Source organism: Clostridium sp. AF12-41, assembly GCF_003461685.1.
Lineage (GTDB): Bacteria > Bacillota > Clostridia > Lachnospirales > Lachnospiraceae > Otoolea > Otoolea fessa.
Genome location: NZ_QTXO01000007.1, coordinates 49595 through 73918, shown reverse-complemented (window position 1 = coordinate 73918; position 24324 = coordinate 49595). Strand labels below are relative to the sequence as shown.

The following is a 24324-nucleotide window of genomic DNA, read 5'->3' as shown; positions in this document are numbered from 1 at the left end:
ATGGAACGTAATGTAACGATGGCGGAGATTTCAGACGGAAAGCTGTACAGCCGGGATGATATGGTGAAAGCTGGATGCGATGATTGCCGGGGCTGTTCGGCGTGCTGCCGCGGAATGGGTAATTCGATCGTGCTGGATCCATATGATGTGTACCGTCTGACCGCCTTGCGCGGGGACACACTGGAACATCTGCTGGAGGAAAAAAAGGTAGAGTGGAACGTCGTGGACGGACAGATTCTGCCAAATCTGGCGCTCCGGAGTGGGGCGGAGGAAGCCTGCGGATTTCTTGATGAGGCGGGGCGCTGCCAGATTCATGCGTACCGGCCGGGCATCTGCCGCCTGTTTCCACTGGGTCGCTTTTATGAAAATGGAAGTTTCCAGTATTTTCTCCAGATTCATGAGTGTAAAAAGGAAAACCGGACGAAAGTCAAAGTGAAAAAATGGATCGATACGCCAGATTTAAAGCGGTATGAGGCGTATATCAGCCGGTGGCATTATTTCTTAAAAGATATAAGAATGGCGGAAACGGAGGCGGCGCAGAACCTTTTGGCAGAACCATGCATCGGAACGCCGGAGGAACAGGAGATACAGAAGAAAAACCGTGCCACTGCGGCAGCCGAGCGCGAAAAACGGCGCAATCTGTTGATTATGAAACTGTTCTATCTGCTTCCGTATGATGGAGAGAAGGACTTTTACGAGCAGTTTGAAAAGCGGATGCAGATGGCGGAGCGGAGTTTGCGATAAATCCTTTGTTGAAGACAAATCCGCAAGGATGTTTGCCCGCAGCTGTGAAGAGGCAGAAACGTTTTGACAGAGTGAAATAAGAAAGGAGATTACCGATGCTTCATACAGATTTTCACACCCACACCACGTTCTGCGACGGAAAGAGTACACCGCGGGAGATGGTGGAGGCGGCATACCGGATAGGAATGACCGATTTTGGTGTTTCAGGACATGCTGATTTTTCGATGTTTGAGCCGGGATTCGGGATGGACGACGAGAAGCTTTGCCAGTATACCGAAGAACTTCAAGAACTCCGGGAGGAATACCGGGGAAAGATGAATCTCTATATCGGGATCGAGCTGGATGGACTGGGACCGGTGCAGAAAGCAGAGTACGCGATCGGCTCGACCCATGCGCTCATCAAGGATGGCGAGTATGTTTGTGTGGATGATACGGAAGAGAAACTGGTAAAAGCAGTCGAGACGCTGTGGCATGGTGACTGGTACGCCTTTGCACAGGAGTATTTCGAGGCAGAGGCGCAGATTTATGACCGGACAAAATGCGATTTCATCGGACATTTTGACCTGTTGACAAAATTTAACGAGGGATATAAACATTTTGACGAGACGAAAGACGCCTATCTGGAACCGGCGATCACGGCGATGCACAAACTGGCGGCTCTGGGGATTCCGTTTGAGATCAACACAGGCGCCATGTCCCGCGGCTATCGGAGTGCGCCGTACCCGTCCGCAGCTCTGTTAAATGAGCTGTGTGCCTGCGGCGGACGTATCCTCATCAACTCCGACAGCCACAGTGCCGACACGATCGGATATGGGTTTAAGCAGGCGCAGGAGCTGGCGGTGGCGTGTGGATTTAAAAGTGTGTGTGCCCTGAAACCGGGTGGCGGATTTAGGGAGATACTTCTTGTATAAAAAAGACAGAAAGAAAAATATACAAATTCTAAATTTCAATCTTAAAAATGCTGAAAATAAAGCCGAAATATTTTTATTTTTGGTGAATCGTTTTCAGAGAACACTGCTATAATATGAGCCGTAACAAGGAGATAGATACTTAACAAAACCCCATGGCTGAGGGCTGCTAAGCACAATGTGTTTTCCACACAGGGTGTGCGGAAGGCGCAGATCAGATTTTTGGAGGAAAAGACAAATGACTACTTTAAAAGCTGAAAAAAGAAGCATGGATGTTAAGGCAAAGAGACTCAGAAGAGAAGGCTATGTAACAGGCAACGTATTTGGTAAGAAGATTCAGGGCTCCATTCCTGTTAAGATGGAAAAGAAAGACGTGGATCGTCTGCTGAAGACCGAGACCAAGGGCGGACAGATTATGCTGGATGTAGAAGGTGAAGTCTACGATGTCCTGATCAAGGAAGTTGACTATGATGCAATGGCAAATCAGGTTGTAGAGATAGATTTCCAGGCGCTGGTAAGCAATGAGAAGGTTCATTCCGTTGCTGAGATTATCTTCGAGAACCACGACAAGGTAGAAGCTGGCGTTCTGCAGGAGGTACTGAAAGAAGTATCGTACCGCGCATTACCGGCTGCACTGGTTGAGAAAGTCAAAGTTGATGTTGGTGAGATGGAGATTGGTGATACGATTCGTGTCAAAGACCTTTCGATCGCAAAAGATAAAGACATTGATATTCTGACCGATCTGGAGGCAGTAGTTGCTACCGTCACAGCGGTTCACAACAATGTACCGGAGACCGATGAAGAGGCTGACGCAGAAGAAGCTAAATAATTGAAGCGCAGTGCCAGGATGAAGCGAAACGGGATGCTGTCCGCAAGGCAGATAAAAAGTTTCGCGGAATGATTGAAACATGAGAAAAGGCGGATGTACTGACCAGATGGTCGGTATATCCGCTTTTGAATTTTGTATGAACTTTTTTTTGCAGACGGTAAAAGAGGATGAGGTTATGGCTCCATATATGCGTCATAAATTTCCGGATCAATATTCTCGCGGATATTCTCATATACGCTTCCAGCCGCCTCCCGGATGGCATCGCGCGTTTCATCCGAGAGAGTTAAAATCGCGGTGCCGCTCGCTTCGATCGTAGCGATACGGTTGGAGATGCGCGCGTCGGACTGTTCTCTGGCATACTCGGTCGCGGTTTTGGCTGCCTGCGTCATGATTTCCTGTTCTTCTGGAGTCAGGTTCTGGAAGAAATCGTCATTGACAATCAAGGAGATCAGATGCGGCAGGTGGTTCGTCTCGACCACATAATCCTGCTGTTCGTAGAGACGGTTGGAGACGATGACCTCATACGGGTTCTCCTGCGCGTCGATCGTGTGCTGCTGGAGACCGATATACACCTCGCTGAAGGTCATCGGCGTCGGATTGGCGCCGATTGCTTTCCAGAATGCGAGATGATAGCTGTTTTCCATGGTACGGATTTTCTGCCCTTTGAAATCTGCCAGGGAGTAAACTGGTTTATTTGTGCTCATGATGCGGAATCCTTGATCTGCCATGCCGAGCAGGTGGTAACCGCCGTCGGTGTACACCTGGCTGATGAGATTGTAAAAATCCGGATCATCCAGCTTTTTGCGGCAGTCATCCAGCGAATCAAAGACGCATGGAAGGTCAAAAACGGCGAGATCCTTCATGAAAGAAACCTGAGGGGCGGTGTTCTGCACGACAAACGGGATATCGCCGTCCGCGCACGTTTCGAGCAGGTCGCGGTCACCGCCGAGTGTGGAGTTGGCGTAAACCTGAATCCGCATTGCGCCGTTGCTTAAGTCATGTACTTCCTCCGCAAATTTTTCGGCAAACAGCTGCGTTACCGTGTCCTCTGGGCTGGCGGTCGCCAGTGGCCAGGAATAGCGCTGTTCTTCCTTGCTGGAGGCGCAGCCGCTCAGCGCAAGCGAGGCGCCGAATAAAAGAACCGACGAAGAAATGAGCGCCGTAGCGAATCGGGAAGAAGTCCGGCATCGGCGGGACACTAGGTTTGAAATATAAATCATAATGGGAGATCCTTTCAAATTTAAAAACATCCATTTCATATGTGAAATATTCCATTCACAGCCTGAAAGCGTGAAGCAAGTCGTTATATGAAATCTTTCAGAACTTCAACATTTCCAAGCGTCCATTCAGCATTATAACAATCCCAGCGACAAAGCCGGTATAAACGTAATCAGCAGCAGCGCCACCAGGAACAATCCAATCATCGGCATCGCTTTTTTTGCGATCGCCATGATCGGGACGTCGGTCAGGGAGCTGGCGACAAAGAGGTTGACGCCGATCGGCGGGGTTACGAAGCCGATTGCCAGATTGACAACCATGATCACACCGAACTGGACCGGATCCATGTTGATCGCTGTCACGATCGGGAGCAGGATCGGGGTCAGAATCAGGATCGCCGGGGTTGTATCCATGACCATTCCCACGATAAGCAGGAACAGGTTGATGACAAGCAGGATCATGATCGGGCTGTTGAAATGTTCCAGGATAAAGCTGCTGACCGCCTGCGGCACCTGCATCAGGGTCAGGACTCTGGAAAATGCCGTGGAAGCTGCCAGAATAAAGAGGATCGGTGTGAATGTGCGGATCGCTTCCACAAAAATCGGCGGGATATCCCGAAATTTCATGGTCCGGTAGAGGAACAGGCTGACAAACAGGGCATAGAAAACGGAGATAACTGCTGCTTCCGTGGGGGAGGCGATGCCGCTGTAGATACAGCCAAGGATGATGACCGGGCTTAAGAGAGCGAAAAAGCTTTCGCGCAGCACCCGGAACAGTCCTTTTTCGTGCAGCAGATGGGTTTCAGCGTGGATTTTTTCTCTATCTTCACCGTAACGTCGGCAGTGATAGATGGCATACAGCATCAGGAGCAGACCAATCATCAGACCCGGAATGACGCCGGCTAAGAACAGACTGCTGACAGAGGCACCGGACGCCATGCCGTACATGATAAACGGGATACTCGGCGGAATGATAACGCCCAGACCGCCTGCGACTGCCACGATCGCGGTAGAGAAAGTCCGGTCATAGCCGAGGGCGCTTAAAATCGGGATCGTCATGCTTCCGACGGCTGCGACGGTTGCCGGGGCAGAGCCGGAGATAGCGCCGTAGAAGAGGCAGGTCACGATAACCGCGCATGGCATACCGGCGGTAAAATTGCCAAGAAAGAAGGCGAATACGTCAAACAGCTTCTTGGAAATACCGCCCTTTGCCATGATGATGCCGGATAAGACGAACATCGGCACGGCGAGCAGGGGAAAAGAATCCAGTCCGCCGAACATGGCGCGGATCAGATACTTAGCGCCGACCGTGAAGGACGGGTCAAAAACGGAAGGGAGAACCGAGGCGATACCGAGCGTGATCGATACCGGGATTGCGATGACAAGCAGCACGACAAAGATAACAAATAAGAGAGCAGCAGGCATCAGTGTTCCTCCTTTCCAGATGGTGTATTTGCCTCGATGAGAGATTCGATTTCATTGGATTCCTTTTCCGGCATATCTGCATTTGCATGGATAAAGGATTCCGGTGTATTGCGCTCCGGGTGGGCCGGATCGTAGACATCTTCGCCGCGGGCAACCTTAAATTCGATGATCCAGCGCTGCAGAATGCGGAATGTTACCAGAAGAAAGGAAACAAACGGCGCTGCCTGAATATAGTACATCGGAATCCCGCAGGCGGGGGATAACTGTCCGCTGTGAATGGCGGACATCATGTAAGAGTATGCAAATGGGATCATATAGAGGAAAAAAATCAGCTCAAAGGTGTGGTTGACAACCTTAAAAAGAGCCTTACCTCTGCGTGGAAAGGCAGCGACGAACTGTTCGATCTTGATAGACAGGCACTTTTTGCTGCAATAGCTGACGCTTAAAAAACCGCTCCAGATAAAGAGAAAACGAGTAACCTCCTCGGACCAGGACAGCGACTGCCCAAGCGCGTAGCGGGAAAATATCTGGATTCCCATAATGAGTGTCATCGCAGCCAGCATGACAACCAGCAGAAATTCTTCCAGGTTTTCATCCAGCCAGTGAAGTGTTTTTTTCATGAATAATCCCCTTGTAAATACGGATAATAGGTTGCTGTTTATGCAGGCACGTTTGAAAACGGATGTGCCGCTTGATAACAATAATAGACCTGCGATGGAGGTAGCAGGTCTTGAGTGTCTCGCGGAAAATCCCTCCGTACCCGCAGGTACAGGGATTTCCGGGAGTAAAAAAATAGGTGGCTAAAAGTATAATATAGGCACTTTTGGAACCGAAAGTGCCGTAAGATAGCGTGGTGGCAGCTGGAATTTGCCGTATTTAAATGCGAAGCCACGGCAAATTCAGTTACTGGGCACGTTAGCGTGAACAGTAACCGAATAACTGGATAAGCCAGATATTACATCGCACTGTGAAGCAGTCCCAGTACAGTCTCCAGATCCTTTACGCCCATCTGACCCGGTGCGGATGCTTTCTTGGCAGCGCCGAAGGTCATGGAAGAACCAAATACCTCGCCGCAGAGACGGCTGATAACGCCGGTGCCAGCCATCGACATGGTAATGATTGGACGGTCCGCATAGAGGGAAGTCATTTCCTCAGTGGCAGAGAGAAGTGTTAAAACATCTTTCTTGTTCTGCGGCATAACTGCGATCTTCGGGATATCTGCATTCATCTCCTGCATCTTACGCAGGCGGTAGATGATGTCGGATTTCTCCGGCGTCTTGTGGAAGTCATGATTGGAAGCGATGACTTTCACGCCAGCCGCATGTGCGCCGTCGATGATCTTGGTTACAATCGCGTCGCCGGTAAAGATCTCTACGTCAATGAAATCGACATAGCCGGTCTGAGCTGCCTTGATGTTCAGCTTTGCGTAATCTTCCGGCTCGATGGATTTCTCGCCGCCCTCTTTGGAGGTACGGAAGGTCATCAGAATCGGAGTCTCGCCGAGAACGGCACGCAGTTCTTTTAAGACGTCTTCTACCTTCTCAAAATCAAAGACACCTTCGAACCAGTCTACACGCCATTCTACCACATCAACCGGAATAGAATCAAACGTTTTGGCCTCGTCGATGATTTCCTGTTTGGTAACGCCTACGATCGGAACGATGATCTTCGGTGTGCCGGAGCCGATTTCGATATTTCTAACTTTGATAGTATTCATAATCAGAGAATCCTTTCATTTTATCAATAAATATTTATTCGTCGCTTTCTGCCAGAGACACCATTTTCGCGTAGCGGGCATTGACAAAGAGTCCCAAGAGAACGCCGATGGCAGTCAGTACGATATTCATTATCATAACATGGGATGGTGCCATTTTGGAAGCGGCAGTCAAAATTGTGTAATTACATAAGGAAGAAGCAATCATAACCAGTGCGGTTACGGTTCCCTTGATCTTCGGGAACAGCATGTTGCAGACGGAGGTTACAATCTGTAACAGACCGCCCGCGCCTGCCCAGCCGATGATGAAAGCGCCTGCAATCATAAGGGTCTGGCTGTGACCGATGAGTACGGCAACCAAAGTAACGAGGCAGATAACCGGGTAAACGAGGATGAAACGTACATCCTTGATTTTACGGGTCAGCAGGGAGGTAACAACGAGCGCCATCAGGGTACCTGCGGAATAGTAGGTCTGCATGATGGACGGGTTCGCCCAGCCTGCATTTTCTTTTGCGAAGTTCTGCGCGCAGTTTAACCATAACTGGAAGGTACCGGTGCAGGTGAAACCAATCACGATCATGGCGATGGACTCAAACGAAAAATTTGTGTGTTTTAAGCTGGCGATGAGTCCCTCGGATTTGCCCTCTGCCTTCTGCTCAGAATCTGGCAGCGGGAACAGGAAAATAAGTACAAATAAAACAGCGTAAATAATACCGCATCCGATAAATAACGGATTGTAAGATACCATGCCGGTGGCGGTGGTTGTCACAGCAACACCGAGTACGAACGGCAGAAGCATCTGCGCGATCGCAATGAAAAATTTGATTCCCATGGTAGCGACACCCGGAGCACTGCTGATAATCTCGGCAACCGCCGGATAGATACCGGTATCAAGGAACGAGTTGGAGATACCTCCGATGATTGCACATACATAAGCGATTTGATAGCCGCCGTTTTGTCCGGCGTTGAATGCGAAAGCAAGTCCAATCAGGTAAACTGCGTAGGAGGCGCTGCCGATCGCGGTTGAGATGCGGCGTCCCAGTTTGTCGGAAAGTGGTCCGGCAAATGGAAGTGCAATCAGACGTCCGAGTCCTAAAGCAGCGGAAATCGCGGTGATCGCCATTGCCTCAACGCCCCAGGCTGCGGCAAGTGCTTCCTTGATGACTGCCTGTCCGAGAATCGAACAGCCGACGCCATGGATAAAGTAGTTTAAGTACATGATAAGTGCACTTGGCAGATATTTCTTGTTCATGATTTTCTCCTTAATTCAAGATCCGCTAGTCGGGCTGCCGTTTCGGAAACCGGGCGGATGATGGCTGATGTTCTGTCACAAACACAAAGGAGATGCCGATATAAAAAGTTCTGTTTTAGTGTTAGAAAAATAACACGTTTGATGCCTTTATTCTAATAATTATTATAGCCGAAGTCTAATACTTTTATAGCAAAAAAACAATGCATTTTAAGCATTAATGTGTTATAAATATGATTATGGGTTACTGTTCACGGGTAGGCACTTTTGGAACCGAAAGTGCCGTAAGAAAACGTGGTGGCAGCAGGAATTTGCCGTATTTAAATGCGAAGCCACGGCAAATTCCGTTACTGGGCACGTATGCGTGAACAGTAACGATTATGGAAGTTTGGTGTGATGCATTTACGGCTGATATTGCGAAGAGTTAATACGAAGATACATAAAGACGGGGGACGTTAGGAATGACATTGAATCAGATTTTATATTTTCAGAAGATAGCGAATCTGGAAAATTATCATCAGGCGGCGGAAGAATTATATATATCACAGCCATCCCTGAGCCGGTCGATGGCGTCACTGGAAAATGAGTTGGGCGTGACGCTCTTTGAAAAAGAAGGACGCGGGGTGACCCTGACGAAGGCGGGGAAGATGTTTTTGGAGTACGCGGACCGGATTCTCACAGACTGCCACATAGCGGTCGGGAAAATGCGGGAAATTTCGATGGATGGGGGAAAGATCGACATCGGTTACGTGTTTCCGCTGGCCGGTCACTATATCCCGCACCGGGTCAAGCTCTTTTTAGAACAGCCGGAAAATCAAAAGGTTGTGTTTAATTTCTGGCAGAATCACACACCGGCGATTGCAAAAAAGGTAAAAACGGGTGAATTAGATGTAGGCTTTGGCGGCTGTCTGGAAAAGGATGACATGGAATTTTTCCCGGTGGCGAACCAGAAGCTTGTCATCATCACGCCGAAGGATCATCCGCTGGCAGAGCGGGAGAGTATTCCATTTGCGGAGCTGAACCGGTATCCGGTAATTGGATACGATAAGGACTCCTGGATGGGGACGCGCACCCGCGCGCTCTATGCGAAATACAACATCCAGCCGGACATCATTGTGGAGTGTCCGGACGAATATTCGATCGTCGCACTGGTGCGGGAGAGTTTTGGCATCGCACTGATGCCGCGCACGGACATTCTGGAGCTTTCTCCGGGAGTCTGCATTCACCCGATTGAAAATCTGGACATTTATCACCAGATTTTTATGTTCTGGATGAAAGAACGCTACCGGCTTCCGGCGGTGGAACGCTTTATTGAATATATGAAACAGCAGGCGCGTCAGGACGGTCTGCAGGCGGAACGGGAAACCGATAGCAAAAACGTATTGAAAATTTACTTGAAAGATATTGTTAATTTTTAAGCAAAACGGTTAAGATAAAAGTGTCACAAACACAGGGATGCCTCTCATGCAATGGAGAAGGAGAATTTCATCATGAAGAGCAAATACCCGAAAATTTTTGAACCGATTACCATTAAGCGCATGACGATCAAAAACCGTGTTGCCATGACGCCGATGGGTACTAACTATGGCGAGACGAGCGGTGAGATGAGCAACCGCCATATGAATTATTATTCCCTGCGTGCCAAGGGAGGAACTGGTCTGATTATTCTGGAGAATGCCAATATCGAATATCCGGTTGGTTCCAATGGCACAAGCCAGATCCGCATCGATCACGACAGCTTTATGCCGCGTTACTATCAGTTAGTCGAGAATCTTCACAAGAATGGCGCGATGGTAGCGATTCAGGTCAACCATGCGGGTGCTTCTGCATCCTCTGCCAGAACCGGTATGGAGACGGTGTCTTCCTCCAATATCCCGACCAAGGCAGGCGGCGAGATTCCGCGTCCGATGACAAGGGAAGAGATCCTGACGACCGTAAAAAAATACGGCGAGGCGGCGAAACGTGTACAGGCGATCGGATTTGATGCGATTGAGATCCACTGTGGTCATTCTTATCTGATGAGTCAGTTTATTTCCCCGTATTACAACAAAAGAACCGATGAATTCGGCGGCTCCGTCGAGAATCGTCTCCGTTTCCCGAAGATGGTTCTGGAAGAGGTGCGGAAAAATGTAGGTCCGTGGTTCCCGATCATCGTCCGTATCTCTGCGGAAGAGCGCGTGCCGGGCGGCAACACGCTGGAAGACACACTGGAATACCTCGAATATCTGGATGAGTACGTAGATATGTACGATGTATCCTGCGGTCTGAACCCGTCCTTACAGTATCAGATTGACTCGAACTTTCTGCCGGATGGCTGGCGTTCCTACATGGCAAGAGCCGTGAAGGATAAATTTGGTAAACCGGTTATCAATGCGGGCAACTACCGCGATCCGGAGGTCGTTGAGAAAGTATTGGAGAGCGGCGATGTCGATATTGTCGGCATGGGACGCGGACTCATTGCAGAGCCGAACTGGGTCAGCAAGGTGCAGAACGGCGAGGAGGAGATTCTCCGTAAATGTATCTCCTGTAACGTCGGCTGTGCGGGAAACCGAATCGGCGTCAACCGTCCGATCCGCTGTACCGTCAACCCGGCTGTTCCGGAGGGCGATATCTACAAGAAGCTGAAAGTCAATAAAAACTGCAACGTAGTTGTAGTCGGCGGCGGTACAGCCGGTCTGGAAGCAGCCTGCACGGCAGCCGAGGTTGGATGCAACGTATTCTTATTAGAAAAGAGTGGTAAATTAGGCGGACTTTCCACCTTCATTTCCGACCTGCCAAGCAAGAACCGTATGAAAGACTTCCCGAAATATCTGGAAGCACGTGCGAAGAGACTGAAAAATCTGTATGTATTTCTGAACTGCGAGGCAACCGTGGACAAGATCAAACAGTTCAAGCCGGATATCATTGTCAACGCAACCGGTTCCGTTCCAGTCGTTCCGCCGATCAAGGGACTCAAGGAAAACATCGCAGCCGGTCATGTCGATACCATTTTCGAGATGATTCAGAAAGTAAAAGCCGGAGAATACCCGGATGATTTCTGCAAGGGCAAAAAAGTGGTTGTAGTCGGCGGCGGCTCCGTTGGCCTGGATGTTGTGGAGTATTTCGCACCGCGCGGCGCGAAGTGTACCATCGTGGATATGCTCCCGCAGATTGGTATGCTGGCAGATCCGATCACAAAATGTTCCATGCGTGAGACACACGACAAATATGGTGTGAAAGAGTATGTGAATACTGCGCTGCAGGAAGTCAAAGAAAACGCATTTACCGTGAAGCTGCCGGATGGCACGATCGAGGATCTGAACTTTGACCTCGGTTTCAACTGTCTGGGAATGCGCGCCAACAATCCGATTCTGGCACAGCTTGAAGAGGCATTTGACAACACAGATACATTCATTTACCCGATCGGAGATTCCGTCCGCGCCCGCCGTATCATGGAGGGAACGATGGAAGGACGTGCGATTCTGAACGTGCTGGAAGCGAGAGGATTTTTAGAGCTGGCACCGTTGGAGTAAGAAATTGAATATTGCATTTGAAAGATTCTGACTGTTCGCTGAACGAATGATATCGTTTTATTTGATTATAAAAATAGAGAAGAAAAGAGGAAATTATCATGCCAAACATTACAGGACATACCGAATTAGTAGGATTAATGGCTTACCCGATCCGTCATACACAGTCTCCGACCACCCACAACCTTGCCTATGACAAGAATGGCGACGATGTTATCCAGCTTGCGTTCGAGGTAGACAACGATACCCTGGAAGCAGCGGTTGAGAGTATCCGTGCGCTGAAGATGCTGGGCTCCAACATCTCCATGCCGAACAAGACCGTCGTTCACAAATATCTGGATGAGGTAGACGAGGCTGCAAAGCTGTGCGGCGCGATCAACACTGTAGTCAACACCCGTGACAAAGACGGCAATGTAACCGGATACCTGAAGGGTTACAACACCGACGGTATGGGCTACTGGCAGGGAATCAAGGAAGAAGGTATTGATTTCAAGGGAATGAAGATGGTTCTCATCGGTACCGGCGGCGCAGCAACCGCCATTGCAGTACGCGGCGCACTGGACGGCATTGCAGAGCTGCATATCTTCAATATTAAAGATAAGTTCTATGCACGCGGAGAGGAGATCGTTGACATCATCAACAAGAACTCTAACTGCAAGGCCGAGATGCATGACCTGGGCGATCTGGCACTCTTAAAAGAGAAAATGCACGAAGCAGACATTTTCTGTGATGCAACCGGCGTTGGTATGCACCCGCTGGAGGATCTGTCCAATATCCCGGAGCCGTCCTATTTCCGCAAGGATCTGATCGTAACTGATACAGTATATGCACCGCGTGAGACCGTGATGATGAAGCAGGCCAAAGAAGCTGGCTGCACCCGCGTATACAACGGCATGAGCATGATGCTGTTCCAGGCGCTGATCGCGATTGAACTGTATACAGGAAAATCAACACCGGTGGATTACATGAAGGAGAAGCTGGGAATCTAATTAAACTATATCCCCTGCAGTTATACCTGCTATTCCGCATTAGCACTTGCGTTCATATCCTGATTCGGGTATAATAATAAAACACACTTTCAATGTAAAGTGCAAAAGTGATTTGAATGAATACAAGTGAAGAAGGATGAGACAGATGGATGAATTAAAGAAGCTGCGAAATGATCTGGACATGTGCGACGAGATTCTGATCGATGCCCTGCGGATGCGCTGCCAGATTATCCAGGAGATCACAAATTATAAACAGAAAAACGGACTTCCGATTTATCAGGCAGAAGAGGAAGAGCGCAAGAAGAGCAAGATGCTTGCGAAGCTGGATGATTATGAATACAAAAAGTCAATCATGGCAGTTTACGACAGCGTCCTCTACCGGAGCAAACGGATCCAGTCCCATGAGTTGTTTGGATTCAATATTTTCCTGATCGGATTTATGGGAGTCGGAAAGAGCACCGTTTCGAATGCACTGCAGAATACCTTTGCGATGGATGTGGTGGAAATGGATGAAATGATCGCGAAAAAGAACAACATGAGCATTTCCGAGATCTTCGATCTGCACGGCGAGGAATATTTCCGCAACGAGGAGACAAACCTGCTTAAAGAGGTAGGAAACGAGAAGAACAAGATTGTATCCTGCGGCGGCGGCGTAGCGATGCGCGAGGTCAATGTACAGGAGATGCGAAAGAGCGGCAAGGTTATACTTCTGACCGCGAAGCCGGAGACGATTCTGGAGCGTGTCAAAGAGAACCATGACCGTCCGCTTCTGGAAAATAATAAGACAGTGGAATATGTTTCCGAACTGATGGAGAAGCGCAGACCGGCGTATGAAGCGGCAGCGGATATTGTGATCGCGACCGATGGAAAATCAGCGAATGAGATCTGCGAGGAGATCATTGCACAGGTGAAGAAGTTTAAATAATGTGACTGCTCAGAAAGTTCTGACAGAGAAAACGAAAGGGGAAAAAAGATGTCGAATCATATCACAGGACACACAGGTTTACTTTGTTTACTGGGAAGCCCGGTCGCACACAGTGTTTCGCCGGAGATGCACAACGAGGCGTGCAGCCAGTTGGGTCTGGATTATACATATCTGGCGTTTGATGTGCCGGAAGAGAAGATGCCGCAGGCGGTTGAGGGACTGCGGACGATGGGCGCGCGCGGCTGGAATATCACGATGCCGGGCAAAAATATCATGTGCAAGCTGGCAGACAAGGTTTCACCGGCTTCCGAGATTTCCGGCGCCTGCAATACGATTGTCAACGACGACGGTGTTCTGACTGCTTATACGACCGATGGCGTCGGATTTATGCGTGCAGTTGCAGAAAATGGTGTAGACATCATTGGCAAGAAAATGACGCTTTTAGGCGCTGGCGGCGCCGCAACCGCGATTCTTGTACAGGCAGCTTTAGACGGCGTGGCAGAAATTAACGTATTTAACGTCAAGGACGCGTTCTATCCGAGAGCCGAGGAGATTGTAAAGAAACTGAACGAGCGCACAGGGTGCAAGGTAACCCTGCATGATTACTCCGATCCGGAGATCCTGCGCCAGTCCATCGCAGACAGCGCGATTCTGGTAAATGGTACTTCCGTCGGCATGGCTCCGAAGACAGACAACACGATCATTACTGATACAACGATGTTCCACAAAGACCTGTTCGTATTCGATGTCATCTACAATCCTCAGGAGACCCGTTTACTGCGCGAAGCAAGAGCGGCAGGCTGCAAGACCAGCAACGGTATGTACATGCTTCTCTATCAGGGAGCTGCATCCTTTGAACTCTGGACAGGACAGCAGATGCCGGTGGAGATCATTAAAGAGAAATATTTTACAAAATAGGATTTGAAGAACGGCACACCGCATTCTCGTTACTTAGTGATGAGAATGCGGTGTGCCGTTTTTCATCATTTATAAACCTTTATGCCCATAAATCTGCTCCTCCAGCACACTCATCAGCACCTTCATATCAATCGGCTTCGCCATATGATCATTCATTCCGGATTCCAGCGCCCGCTCTTTATCCTCTGTAAATGCATTCGCTGTCATCGCAACGATCGGAATGCCAGCCTTCTTCTTATCCGAAAACCGCCGGATCGCCCGCGTTGCCTTGTAGCCGTCCATGATCGGCATCTGGATATCCATCAGAATCAAATCATAATAATCTTCCGGCGCTTTTTGCAGCATTTCCAGGCAGGCAACCCCGTCATTTGCCCGTTCGACCAAAAGCCCCTCGCGGGTCAAAAGTTCGATGGAAATTTCGGCGTTCAGATCATTATCCTCCGCAAGAAGAATCCGGCAGCCGGATAGAGTCTGGGCAGCTGTTTCATCGAATGCGGTAGGCTCTGTTTCCTCCCGCGAGGAAATCCGGCATGGGATCCGGACGGTAAACGTTGAACCTTCTCCGAGCTTGCTCTTTACCTCGATCGTTCCATGCATCAGATCCACCAGATTTTTCACGATTCCCATGCCAAGCCCGGTGCCTTCAATGCCGCTGACGGTGGAAGAACGCTCCCGTGAAAATGATTCAAAAATATGCGACTGGAATTCTTCGGAAATGCCGATGCCGGTATCGGTGATTGCGATTTCTGTGATACACCAGCCGTCCGTTTCACCAGGCTCCTGGCGGAGGGCACAGGAGATCGTCCCGCCCTTGGCGGTATATTTGATCGCATTGCTCAAAATATTCAATACAATTTCGGACATATACGTCGTGTCAATGTAGATATATGGGTACGAAATGTCCTTAGTCACATGAAAATGCTGCTGTTTTTCTTCCAGGGCAGTCTGAACCATGACGATACAGGAATCAAAACTTTTCTCAGTCTGGATGGAGGTTTCTTCAATGTGTATCTGGTTATTCTCAATCTGTGAAAACTGAAGAATATTGTTGATGATAGAGAGCATCTTTTCACCGGAAATATGGATCTTGTCCATATATTCACCGATTTTTTCCGGTTCCTGCAGATGGTTTCTGGCAAGTTCTGCGTAACCGAGGATCGCATTCATCGGTGTCCGGATATCATGCGACATATTGAACAGGAAGGTCGATTTCGCCTTGTTGGCTGCCTCTGCTGCTTTTGCGGTCTGTTCCAGAAGCTGCTGCTGGGTGAGTTCTCTGGACTTCTGTTTCTTTGTATAAAAATAGGAAATAACAATTAGCAGAAGTGCTATCATGCTCGCGGCAGCGGCGATTCCAAAGGAGGAACGGTTGATCGCCTCAATCGATCGGTAAGTGTCTTCCATATCAATCTCGATACAGAGGGCACCGAGAATGTCATTGGTTCCGTCGGAGGCAATGACCGGATAGCAGGCGGTAAAAATATGCCCCCATGTGGTATCAATGATCTTTTGTGAGTGGATCGTTTTGCCGGAGAGGGCAGCTTCCAGATATGGAGCCATTTCCTCTTCCAGGTAGGTGCCCGGATAAGCAAAATCAGGTGCTTTCAGATCCAGGCCATCGATCAGGTAGATGGGTTTTCCGCCCGGTCCACGCTTGGCGGTGTATAAGTAGCGCGTCGAATTGAGGCTGCGAAGCTCATTTAAATAAGACTGCAGGCTTCGATACTGCGCGGAGCTTATATCGGATTTTGTGTTGATTTGTTCAAAATCTGCCCGCGTCAGCCGGCTCGATATCGCCCGGTGAACCGCGTCCGAACAGGAAATATTCCGTTCTACGGCGGCGGTCAGGGTGATGCGGCTGTTGCTTTTCAGCAGTGCAACGGTGTATAAGGAAATGAAAAATATTGCCAGAAGAAGCAAAAAGGTAAAGTTAAAGGCATGATAAGAAAAGCTTCTTGATGGGATATTTTCGTTGGATGGATGGTTCATAAGTTAGATTCAACTTTCATGTAAATGCAGGGTTTATAGTTAAAAAACAGATCGAGTTGTTGATAATAAATGTAACATAAAACAGGTAAATCAGCAAGAAAGATATGCTTACATGAAAATTTTAAAAAAAAAATTTCACAAATTCTTCATAAAAAATTAGCACTCTACACTTGACAGTGCTAACAACAAGTGTTATATTACTGCTAGAACAAAAGAAGACCAAAAGGTTTTCACAGATTGTTCGAAAGGAGGCAGGTTTATGAATATCAGTAAATTTACCCAGAAGTCTCTGGAAGCCGTTCAAAATACGGAAAAGCTGGCGTATGAATATGGAAACCAGCAGATTGATCAGGAACATTTGCTGTACAGTCTTTTGACTGTGGAAGACAGCTTGATTTTTAAATTAATAACAAAGATGGGAATCTCGGGCGACCAGTTCCGTGATGAGGTGCAGCAGGCGATTGGAAAGCTGCCGAAGGTATCCGGCGGTCAGGTGTATTTCTCCAACGATGCCAACAAGGTGCTGGTGAACGCGGAGGACGAAGCCAAGGCGATGGGGGACGAGTATGTTTCCGTCGAGCACTTATTTCTGGCGATGTTAAAACAGCCGAATAAGGCGGTCAAGGAACTGTTCCGTCTCTACGGCATTACGAAAGAGAGCTTTTTGCAGGCGCTTTCGACAGTGCGCGGTAACCAGCGTGTTGTCAGCGATAATCCGGAGGCAACGTATGACACTTTAAATAAATACGGTTACGATCTGGTGGAACGTGCGAGAGATCAGAAGCTCGATCCGGTCATCGGCCGTGACGGTGAGATCCGTAATGTGGTTATGATTCTCTCCAGAAAGACGAAAAACAACCCGGTTCTGATTGGTGAACCTGGCGTCGGTAAGACAGCCGTTGTCGAAGGACTGGCACAGCGTATCGTGCGCGGCGATGTCCCGGAGGGCTTGAAGGACAAGAAATTGTTTGCTCTGGATATGGGAGCTCTGATGGCGGGCGCGAAGTACCGCGGCGAGTTCGAAGAGAGACTGAAAGCGGTGCTTGACGAGGTCAAGAAGAGCGAGGGACAGATTATTCTGTTTATCGATGAGCTGCATACGATCGTCGGCGCGGGCAAATCCGAGGGCGCGATGGACGCCGGGAATATGCTGAAGCCTATGCTGGCTAGAGGTGAACTGCACTGTATCGGTGCGACGACCCTGGATGAGTACCGTAAATACATCGAAAAAGACGCAGCTCTGGAACGTCGTTTCCAGCCGGTTCACGTTGATGAGCCGACCGTGGAAGATACGATTTCCATTCTGCGTGGTCTGAAAGAGAGATATGAGGTTTACCACGGGGTCAAGATTACCGACTCTGCGCTTGTATCGGCGGCAATTCTCTCGGATCGTTATATCACGGATCGTTTCCTTCCGGATAAGGCGATCGATCTGGTTGATGAAGCGTGCGCGATGATCAAGACAGAGATGGATTCAATGCCGGCGGAGCTGGATGAACTGTCGAGACGTATCATGCAGCTGCAGATTGAAGAGGCTGCGCTTAAGAAAGAGACTGACCGCTTAAGTCAGGATCGCCTGGCAGAACTGCAGAAAGAACTGGCAGAGCTCAAGAGCAGCTTTTCGACCCAGAAAGCCCAGTGGGAGAATGAAAAATCTTCCGTTGATAAGCTGTCTAAACTGCGTGAAGAGATTGAGCATGTAAATGGCGAGATTCAGGCAGCGCAGCAGGCATATGACCTCAACAAAGCGGCTGAACTCCAGTACGGCAAGCTGCCGGAACTGCAGAAACAGTTGGCGGAAGAGGAAGAAAAAGTGAAAAATCAGGATCTTAGTCTGGTACATGAGAGTGTCACCGAGGATGAGATTGCCCGGATTATTTCGAAGTGGACCGGTATTCCGATTGCAAAACTGACTGAGAGCGAGCGCAGCAAGACCCTGCATATGGACGAACTGCTGCATAAACGTGTTATCGGACAGGATGAGGGCGTTACCAAGGTAACGGAGGCGATTATCCGTTCCAAAGCGGGCATCAAGGATCCGACGAAACCAATCGGTTCGTTCCTGTTCTTAGGTCCGACTGGTGTCGGCAAGACAGAGCTTGCAAAAGCGCTGGCGGAGGCATTGTTTGACGATGAGAACAACATGGTTCGTATCGATATGAGTGAATACATGGAGAAACATTCCGTTTCCCGTCTGATCGGAGCGCCGCCAGGATATGTCGGATATGACGAGGGCGGTCAGCTGACCGAGGCAGTACGGCGCAAACCGTATTCCGTTGTCCTCTTCGATGAGGTTGAGAAAGCGCACCCGGATGTATTTAACGTCCTGCTGCAGGTTCTGGATGATGGACGTATCACGGATTCGACCGGAAAAACTGTCGATTTCAAGAATACGATCCTGATTATGACCTCCAACATCGGTTCCCAGTATCTGCTGGACGGCATCGATGAAAAGGGACAGATCAAGCCGGAGGCGGAAAGCTCCGTTATGCATGACTTGAGAGCTCACTTCCGTCCGGAGTTCCTGAACCGTCTGGATGAGATTATTCTCTTTAAGCCGCTGACGAAAGGCAACATCGGAGGCATCATTGAGCTTCTGATTGCAGATGTCAACAAACGTCTGGCGGATAAGGAGTTAAAGATTGCCCTGACGGACGAGGCAAAGGATTTCATCATTGAAAATGGCTACGATCCGGTTTACGGTGCAAGACCGCTGAAACGGTACCTGCAGAAGAACGTTGAGACACTGGCAGCGAAGCTGATTCTGGCGGACGGCGTCCGTGCGGGTGATACGATAGAGATCGGGCTTTCGGATGGCAAGCTGACGGCTTCGGCTGTCCATAGCGCGTAAGCGGAAAACGTCTTACGGCGGATTTATAACTATTATATAGAAGAAACAATAGGGCGCAGAGAAGTGCGAAAGAGCTTCCTCTGCGCTCTTTTTATGTGTTTCTGAGATTTTCACAGTCTTGACATTGCCCGGCAACTTTACTAAAATGATTCCATAATGACCGGATTATATCATTTGTTCCGGAAGTCAGTCAGATGAGGAGAAGATAAGATGAAAATTGCGATTGGAAATGACCATTCGGCGGTAGAACTGAAGAACATTATTGTGGATTTCCTGAAAGAAAAAGGAATCGAAGTGTTAAATCTGGGTACAGACAGCAGCGAGAGCTGTGATTATCCAGTTTACGGAGAGAAGGTAGGCCGTGCAGTTGTTTCCGGCGAAGCCGATCTGGGTATTGCAATCTGCGGTACCGGTCTTGGTATTTCACTGGCAGCTAACAAGGTAAAAGGCGTGCGCGCCTGCGTATGCAGCGAGCCGTACACAGCGGTGATGTCCCGCCGCCACAACGATGCCAATGTACTCTGCTTCGGCGCCCGCGTGGTAGGAAGTGAGCTTGCGAAGATGATCGTTGACGAGTGGATCAACGCAGAATTTGAGGGCGGACGCCATCAGAGACGCGTGGATATGATTATGGCGATTGAGGAGAAAGACTGATTCAGAGTCAGAGGTAACGGATGAAATCATAAGGCAGGCTGACAGCAGGATGCGAGATGCCTGTGAGAACAAAAAGAGGCAGCTGTAAAGAGATGGAGCAGCTGCGAAAAGAACAGGAGGAAGCAGGAGATGATCACAGAAGATATTCGCTACATCGGTGTAAACGACCATGACATTGACTTATTTGAGGGGCAGTATCAGGTGCCAAATGGTATTTCATATAACTCATACGTGATTATGGATGAAAAGATCGCGATCATGGATACGGTAGACAAGCGCAAACAGACAGAATTTCTGGAAAATCTGGAAACCGCACTGGCTGGAAGAACCCCGGATTATCTGATAATCAGCCACATGGAGCCGGATCATGCATCAAGTATCCAGGCAGTCTTAGAACGGTACCCGGAAATCACACTGGTAGGCAATGCGAAGACATTTCCGATGCTGAAACTGTACTTTGATCTTGATACCAGCTGTGCGCTGACGGTCAAGGAGGGCGATACCCTGAAACTGGGGCGCCATGAGCTGACGTTCGTCATGGCACCGATGGTACACTGGCCGGAGGTTATGGTAAGCTATGATTCCTGCGACAAGGTGCTGTTCAGCGCCGACGGTTTCGGCAAGTTCGGTGCGCTTGATGTGGATGAGGACTGGGACTGCGAGGCGAGACGGTATTATTTCAATATTGTAGGAAAATATGGAATGCAGGTGCAGGCACTTCTTAAGAAAGAAGCCGGTCTTGAGATCCAGATCATCTGCCCGCTGCATGGACCGGTTCTGAAAGAGACGATCGGTCATGTGCTTGAAAAATACCAGATTTGGAGCAGCTACGGCGTCGAGTCTGAGGGTGTATTTATCGCATATGCGTCCCTGCATGGCAACACCGAGGATGCGGCGAAGAAATGCAAGGAAATTCTTGAGAAAAAAGAATGCCCGAAAGTGGCAATCGCGGATCTGGCGCGCGGTGATATGGCGGAGGCGCTGGAAGATGCATTCCGGTATGGAAAAATTGTATTGGCAGCACCGTCCTATGACGCGGGTGTGATGCCGGTTATGGCAGATTTCCTGCACCACTTACAGAGCAAGAATTACCAGAAACGCACCGTTGCCCTGATTGAAAACGGTTCCTGGGCGCCGAGTGCAGCGCGCACGATGAAGGGAATGCTGGATGCGATGAAGGAGATCACGGTGGTTGAACCGGTCGTTACGGTTCGCGGGGCGCTCAAGGAGAGCGATATTCCGTCGCTGGAGCAGATGGCGGAAGCGCTGCTGGCATAAGAAGCGTCTGGTGACAGTATTTAATGAGACCTGAAAAAGGCTTTTTTAAATAAAAAATCCGGAGAGACAAAAGTGTGGTTTTATATTTATATATGAAAAATCCACTTGATGATTTTGTATGGATGACAGAAAAGAATAGGAGAAACAGACATGGTAGATGAGGTAATGAAGTTCATTACAGAGGCAGACCCGGAAGTGGGAGAAGCCATTGAAGCAGAGGCAGCCCGTCAGAGAAGAAACCTGGAGCTGATCGCGTCGGAGAATATTGTATCGGAGCCGGTTATGATGGCGATGGGATCGGTATTAACCAACAAATATGCGGAGGGATATCCGGGAAAACGTTACTACGGCGGATGCCAGTGTGTCGATGTTGTAGAGTCCATCGCGATCGAGAGAGCGAAAAAACTGTTTGGCTGTGATTATGCAAACGTACAGCCGCATTCCGGCGCGCAGGCAAACATGGCGGTATTTATCGCAATGCTGAAACCGGGTGATACTGTTATGGGCATGAACCTGGATCACGGCGGACATCTGACACACGGAAGCCCTGTCAATTTCTCCGGTTTATATTTCAACATTGTGCCGTATGGTGTCGATGACAATGGCGTGATTGATTACGAAGAGGTAGAGCGCATTGCACTGGAAGCAAAACCGAAGCTGATCATTGCAGGTGCAAGTGCCTATGCAAGAGAGATTGATTTCAAACGTTTCCGTGAAATTGCAGACAAAGTAGGCGCATACCTGATGGTCGATATGGCTCATATCGCTGGTCTGGTAGCAGCCGGTCTTCACCAGAGCCCGATTCCGTATGCAGATGTTGTTACGACAACCACACATAAGACACTGCGCGGACCGAGAGGCGGTCTGATTCTGGCAAATAAGGAAGCAGCTGAGAAGTTCAACTTCAACAAGGCGATTTTCCCGGGAACCCAGGGCGGTCCGTTAGAGCACATCATTGCTGGCAAGGCAGTCTGCTTCGGCGAGGCGCTGAAACCAGAATTTAAAGAGTATCAGCTTCAGGTAAAGAAGAATGCAGCAGCGCTGGCAGCCGCACTTCAGAAGCAGGGATTCAAGATTCTAACCGGCGGAACCGATAACCACCTGATGTTAGTTGATCTGCGCGGCATGGATATTTCCGGTAAAGAGCTGCAGAACCGCTGCGATGAAGTATACATCACCCTGAACAAAAACACCGTTCCGAACGACCCGAGAAGCCCGTTTGTTACTTCTGGTGTCCGCATCGGTACTCCGGCTGTTACCACCCGTGGACTGAAAGAAGAGGACATGGAAGTGATTGCAGAGTGCATCTGGCTGGCAGCTACCGACTTTGAGAACAAGGCTGATTACATCCGTGCGGAAGTGACGAAGCTGTGTGAGAAGTATCCGTTATATAAATAAGTAGAGAAGAATATGGAGCGAAAAATTTGCCGGTCTATAGATTCAGAAAAATGCTGGAAAATTAATGCACATATAACAATAAGAAAAAGGCTGTATTGCCTGCCGCATGGAAGTGCGCGGTAGGTGATACAGCCTTTTCTATACCAACCATTTTTTCTAGAAATTAAGTTTTTGTCCAATTCCTTTGCCCAATGCTTTTTCATAGATAAGCTGTGCCGTCCGCACATCAAAGAGTCCCATGCCGACTGATTTAAAGCAGCGGGTCTCGTTCTGCTCATGCGGATGTCCCTGCTTGGTATCTTCGATCAGATCCTCGATAAAGTGGACGCGCTCCTGTGTCAGAACGCCCTTTTCCAGCGGAATTTTCAGATCGCCGCTCTCCTCGCAGGCATACGGAAGCTCGGTGTACGCGTTCTTGACGAGTTTCCACACCGCATCCGGCAGTTCGCGCCGTTCCGGACGCCAGGAGCCGATGGCAACAAAGCATTTGCCGCGAAGCAGCTCTTCATCATCCGGGTAGACCGGATCGACCGCCTGGGTGGCGGAGATCAGGACGCGGCTGTGCTCAGCCAGTTCACGGGTATCCGCGCAGGTATGAATCTGGATGTCGTTTTTTCCAAACGATGCCAGACGCGCCGATAAGCGCTCGATAAAGCCGGAAAGATCCTTAGCGTATGCGTCATACAGATAAATATCTGTGATCGGGCGCACCTCGCAGGCATAGAGAAGCTGGTGTAGTCCCTGCATACCGCAGCCAACCAAACCAACTGAGGCAGCATCCTCTGGAGCCAGATAGCGCAGTGCGACACCGCCGACCGCACCGGTCCGCATTGCGGTCAGGACACTTCCGTTCATAATCGCCTTCGGCAGACCGGTCTTTGCGTTATTTAAAATCATAAGTCCGTTCAGATACGGAATTCCCAGAGAGGAATTGTCCGGAAATTCGGATAACATCTTTGTACCGATGACGGAATCCAGAAAACACGGCATATAGAGCATCATATTTTTATCACGCTGTGCGATAAAACGATCCGGCATCTTATAATTGCCGCTTTTGTGAATCGCATACGCATCTTCGATCGCGTCCATGACATCCTCTAAGGTGATGGACTGCCACATTTCTTGTTCGCTGAGAAATAACATATCAAAACCTCCTGAATATTTATGAATGAAATAAAACATATATACTAAAAATAGATTTATCACAAATCAAATGTGGTTTGTATAGCTGGATTGTAGCAGTTTCACGTTTCATTGTCAAGATGAAAACAGAATAAACCGGCAATCTCTGGATGCGGCGTCTGTAGGGCTTCAGAATATCACAGGGCTTGCCTGCGATCCGGTTGGAAACCGTGTTGAATGGCCGTGCCTCGGCAAAAATATCATGGGCGGAAGCAATGCGCTCGCCAGCGCCAATATGATTCTGGCAGGCTACGACAAGGTGATCCCGCTGGATGAGACGATCGGCGCGATCTATGAGATCGGTCTGTCGCTGCCGCTGGAACTGCGTTGTACCTTTGGTGGTCTTGGAAAGACAAAGACTGCCCGGGAGATTCTGAAGCGATCCGACGCGCATTTTCCGGGGGAAGAGGCGCGGTAGGTGTAATTCGAAACATCGTGAAAGGACAGTTACAGTTTGTGTAAGGTACGTACTGTAAGGTGGCATATCTTTTTAAGATCTGAAATAAAAATTGATTAAATAACTCTATAGAGATATAATATTAATA

General features: G+C 49.1%; 20 protein-coding genes. 13 read left to right on the top strand and 7 right to left on the bottom strand.

Annotated features, from left to right (window positions below; genetic code table 11):
- The 3 genes from DWV73_RS11025 to DWV73_RS11015 all read left to right on the top strand — a co-directional run bounded on the left by DWV73_RS11025 (position 1) and on the right by DWV73_RS11015 (position 2481).
- Positions 1–744: a YkgJ family cysteine cluster protein gene (locus tag DWV73_RS11025; protein WP_117796720.1), complete on the top strand. Its 744-nt coding sequence runs from the start codon at positions 1–3 to the stop codon at positions 742–744.
- Between the two features lie 95 nt (positions 745–839).
- Positions 840–1655, top strand: coding sequence for a histidinol-phosphatase HisJ family protein (locus tag DWV73_RS11020; protein ID WP_117796719.1), 816 nt, complete (start codon positions 840–842; stop codon positions 1653–1655).
- 235 nt (positions 1656–1890) lie between these two features.
- On the top strand, positions 1891–2481 hold the full coding sequence (locus DWV73_RS11015) for a 50S ribosomal protein L25 (RefSeq protein WP_022358832.1): 591 nt from the start codon (positions 1891–1893) through the stop codon (positions 2479–2481).
- Between the two features lie 173 nt (positions 2482–2654).
- On the opposite strand, the gene DWV73_RS11010 is transcribed toward DWV73_RS11015, so the two are convergent.
- From DWV73_RS11010 to DWV73_RS10985, 5 genes are all read right to left on the bottom strand, one after another.
- Positions 2655–3701 (bottom strand): TRAP transporter substrate-binding protein, encoded by a 1047-nt coding sequence (locus DWV73_RS11010; RefSeq protein ID WP_117796757.1) that lies wholly within the window; start codon positions 3699–3701, stop codon positions 2655–2657.
- A gap of 132 nt (positions 3702–3833) precedes the next feature.
- Positions 3834–5123, bottom strand: a complete 1290-nt coding sequence (locus DWV73_RS11005) for a TRAP transporter large permease (RefSeq protein WP_117796718.1) — start codon at positions 5121–5123, stop codon at positions 3834–3836.
- On the bottom strand, positions 5123–5743 hold the full coding sequence (locus DWV73_RS11000; RefSeq protein WP_117796717.1) for a TRAP transporter small permease: 621 nt from the start codon (positions 5741–5743) through the stop codon (positions 5123–5125). The genes DWV73_RS11005 and DWV73_RS11000 overlap by 1 nt, the downstream gene beginning before the upstream one ends.
- 335 nt (positions 5744–6078) lie before the next feature.
- A complete protein-coding gene (gene aroD / locus DWV73_RS10990) occupies positions 6079–6843 on the bottom strand; it encodes a type I 3-dehydroquinate dehydratase (protein ID WP_333549908.1) in 765 nt (254 codons plus the stop codon).
- Positions 6844–6874: 31 nt separating this feature from the next.
- The gene (locus DWV73_RS10985) at positions 6875–8089 is read right to left on the bottom strand and encodes an MFS transporter (protein ID WP_117796714.1); all 1215 of its coding nucleotides are present in this window, start codon (positions 8087–8089) and stop codon (positions 6875–6877) included.
- 458 nt (positions 8090–8547) lie between these two features.
- On the opposite strand from DWV73_RS10985, the gene DWV73_RS10980 reads away from it, so the two are divergent.
- The 5 genes from DWV73_RS10980 to aroE all read left to right on the top strand — a co-directional run bounded on the left by DWV73_RS10980 (position 8548) and on the right by aroE (position 14427).
- Complete coding sequence (locus DWV73_RS10980) at positions 8548–9504, top strand: LysR family transcriptional regulator (protein WP_117796713.1); 957 nt, start codon at positions 8548–8550, stop codon at positions 9502–9504.
- A gap of 72 nt (positions 9505–9576) precedes the next feature.
- Complete coding sequence (locus DWV73_RS10975; RefSeq protein WP_117796712.1) at positions 9577–11598, top strand: FAD-dependent oxidoreductase; 2022 nt, start codon at positions 9577–9579, stop codon at positions 11596–11598.
- A gap of 98 nt (positions 11599–11696) precedes the next feature.
- Entirely contained in the window at positions 11697–12584 is an 888-nt protein-coding gene (locus tag DWV73_RS10970) for a quinate/shikimate dehydrogenase (protein WP_117796711.1), read from the top strand.
- A 136-nt stretch (positions 12585–12720) separates the two neighbouring features.
- A complete protein-coding gene (locus DWV73_RS10965; protein WP_347472259.1) occupies positions 12721–13509 on the top strand; it encodes a shikimate kinase in 789 nt (262 codons plus the stop codon).
- Positions 13510–13557: 48 nt separating this feature from the next.
- Positions 13558–14427, top strand: a complete 870-nt coding sequence (aroE, locus tag DWV73_RS10960; protein WP_117796709.1) for a shikimate dehydrogenase — start codon at positions 13558–13560, stop codon at positions 14425–14427.
- 69 nt (positions 14428–14496) lie between these two features.
- Here aroE and DWV73_RS10955 read toward each other — a convergent pair whose 3' ends face one another.
- Entirely contained in the window at positions 14497–16416 is a 1920-nt protein-coding gene (locus DWV73_RS10955) for an ATP-binding protein (protein ID WP_117796708.1), read from the bottom strand.
- Between the two features lie 259 nt (positions 16417–16675).
- Here DWV73_RS10955 and clpB point away from each other — a divergent pair, with 259 nt between their 5' ends.
- The 4 genes from clpB to glyA all read left to right on the top strand — a co-directional run bounded on the left by clpB (position 16676) and on the right by glyA (position 22597).
- The gene (gene clpB, locus DWV73_RS10950; RefSeq protein ID WP_117796707.1) at positions 16676–19267 is read left to right on the top strand and encodes an ATP-dependent chaperone ClpB; all 2592 of its coding nucleotides are present in this window, start codon (positions 16676–16678) and stop codon (positions 19265–19267) included.
- Between the two features lie 210 nt (positions 19268–19477).
- Complete coding sequence (gene rpiB, locus DWV73_RS10945; protein WP_022358818.1) at positions 19478–19921, top strand: ribose 5-phosphate isomerase B; 444 nt, start codon at positions 19478–19480, stop codon at positions 19919–19921.
- 129 nt (positions 19922–20050) lie between these two features.
- The gene (locus tag DWV73_RS10940) at positions 20051–21199 is read left to right on the top strand and encodes an FprA family A-type flavoprotein (protein ID WP_117796706.1); all 1149 of its coding nucleotides are present in this window, start codon (positions 20051–20053) and stop codon (positions 21197–21199) included.
- A 150-nt stretch (positions 21200–21349) separates the two neighbouring features.
- Positions 21350–22597, top strand: a complete 1248-nt coding sequence (gene glyA, locus DWV73_RS10935; protein WP_022358816.1) for a serine hydroxymethyltransferase — start codon at positions 21350–21352, stop codon at positions 22595–22597.
- A gap of 156 nt (positions 22598–22753) precedes the next feature.
- On the opposite strand, the gene DWV73_RS10930 is transcribed toward glyA, so the two are convergent.
- Positions 22754–23740, bottom strand: a complete 987-nt coding sequence (locus tag DWV73_RS10930) for an ornithine cyclodeaminase family protein (protein ID WP_181986253.1) — start codon at positions 23738–23740, stop codon at positions 22754–22756.
- Between the two features lie 85 nt (positions 23741–23825).
- On the opposite strand from DWV73_RS10930, the gene DWV73_RS10925 reads away from it, so the two are divergent.
- Positions 23826–24197: an L-serine ammonia-lyase, iron-sulfur-dependent, subunit alpha gene (locus DWV73_RS10925; RefSeq protein WP_107001857.1), complete on the top strand. Its 372-nt coding sequence runs from the start codon at positions 23826–23828 to the stop codon at positions 24195–24197.
- Positions 24198–24324 lie beyond the last annotated feature (127 nt).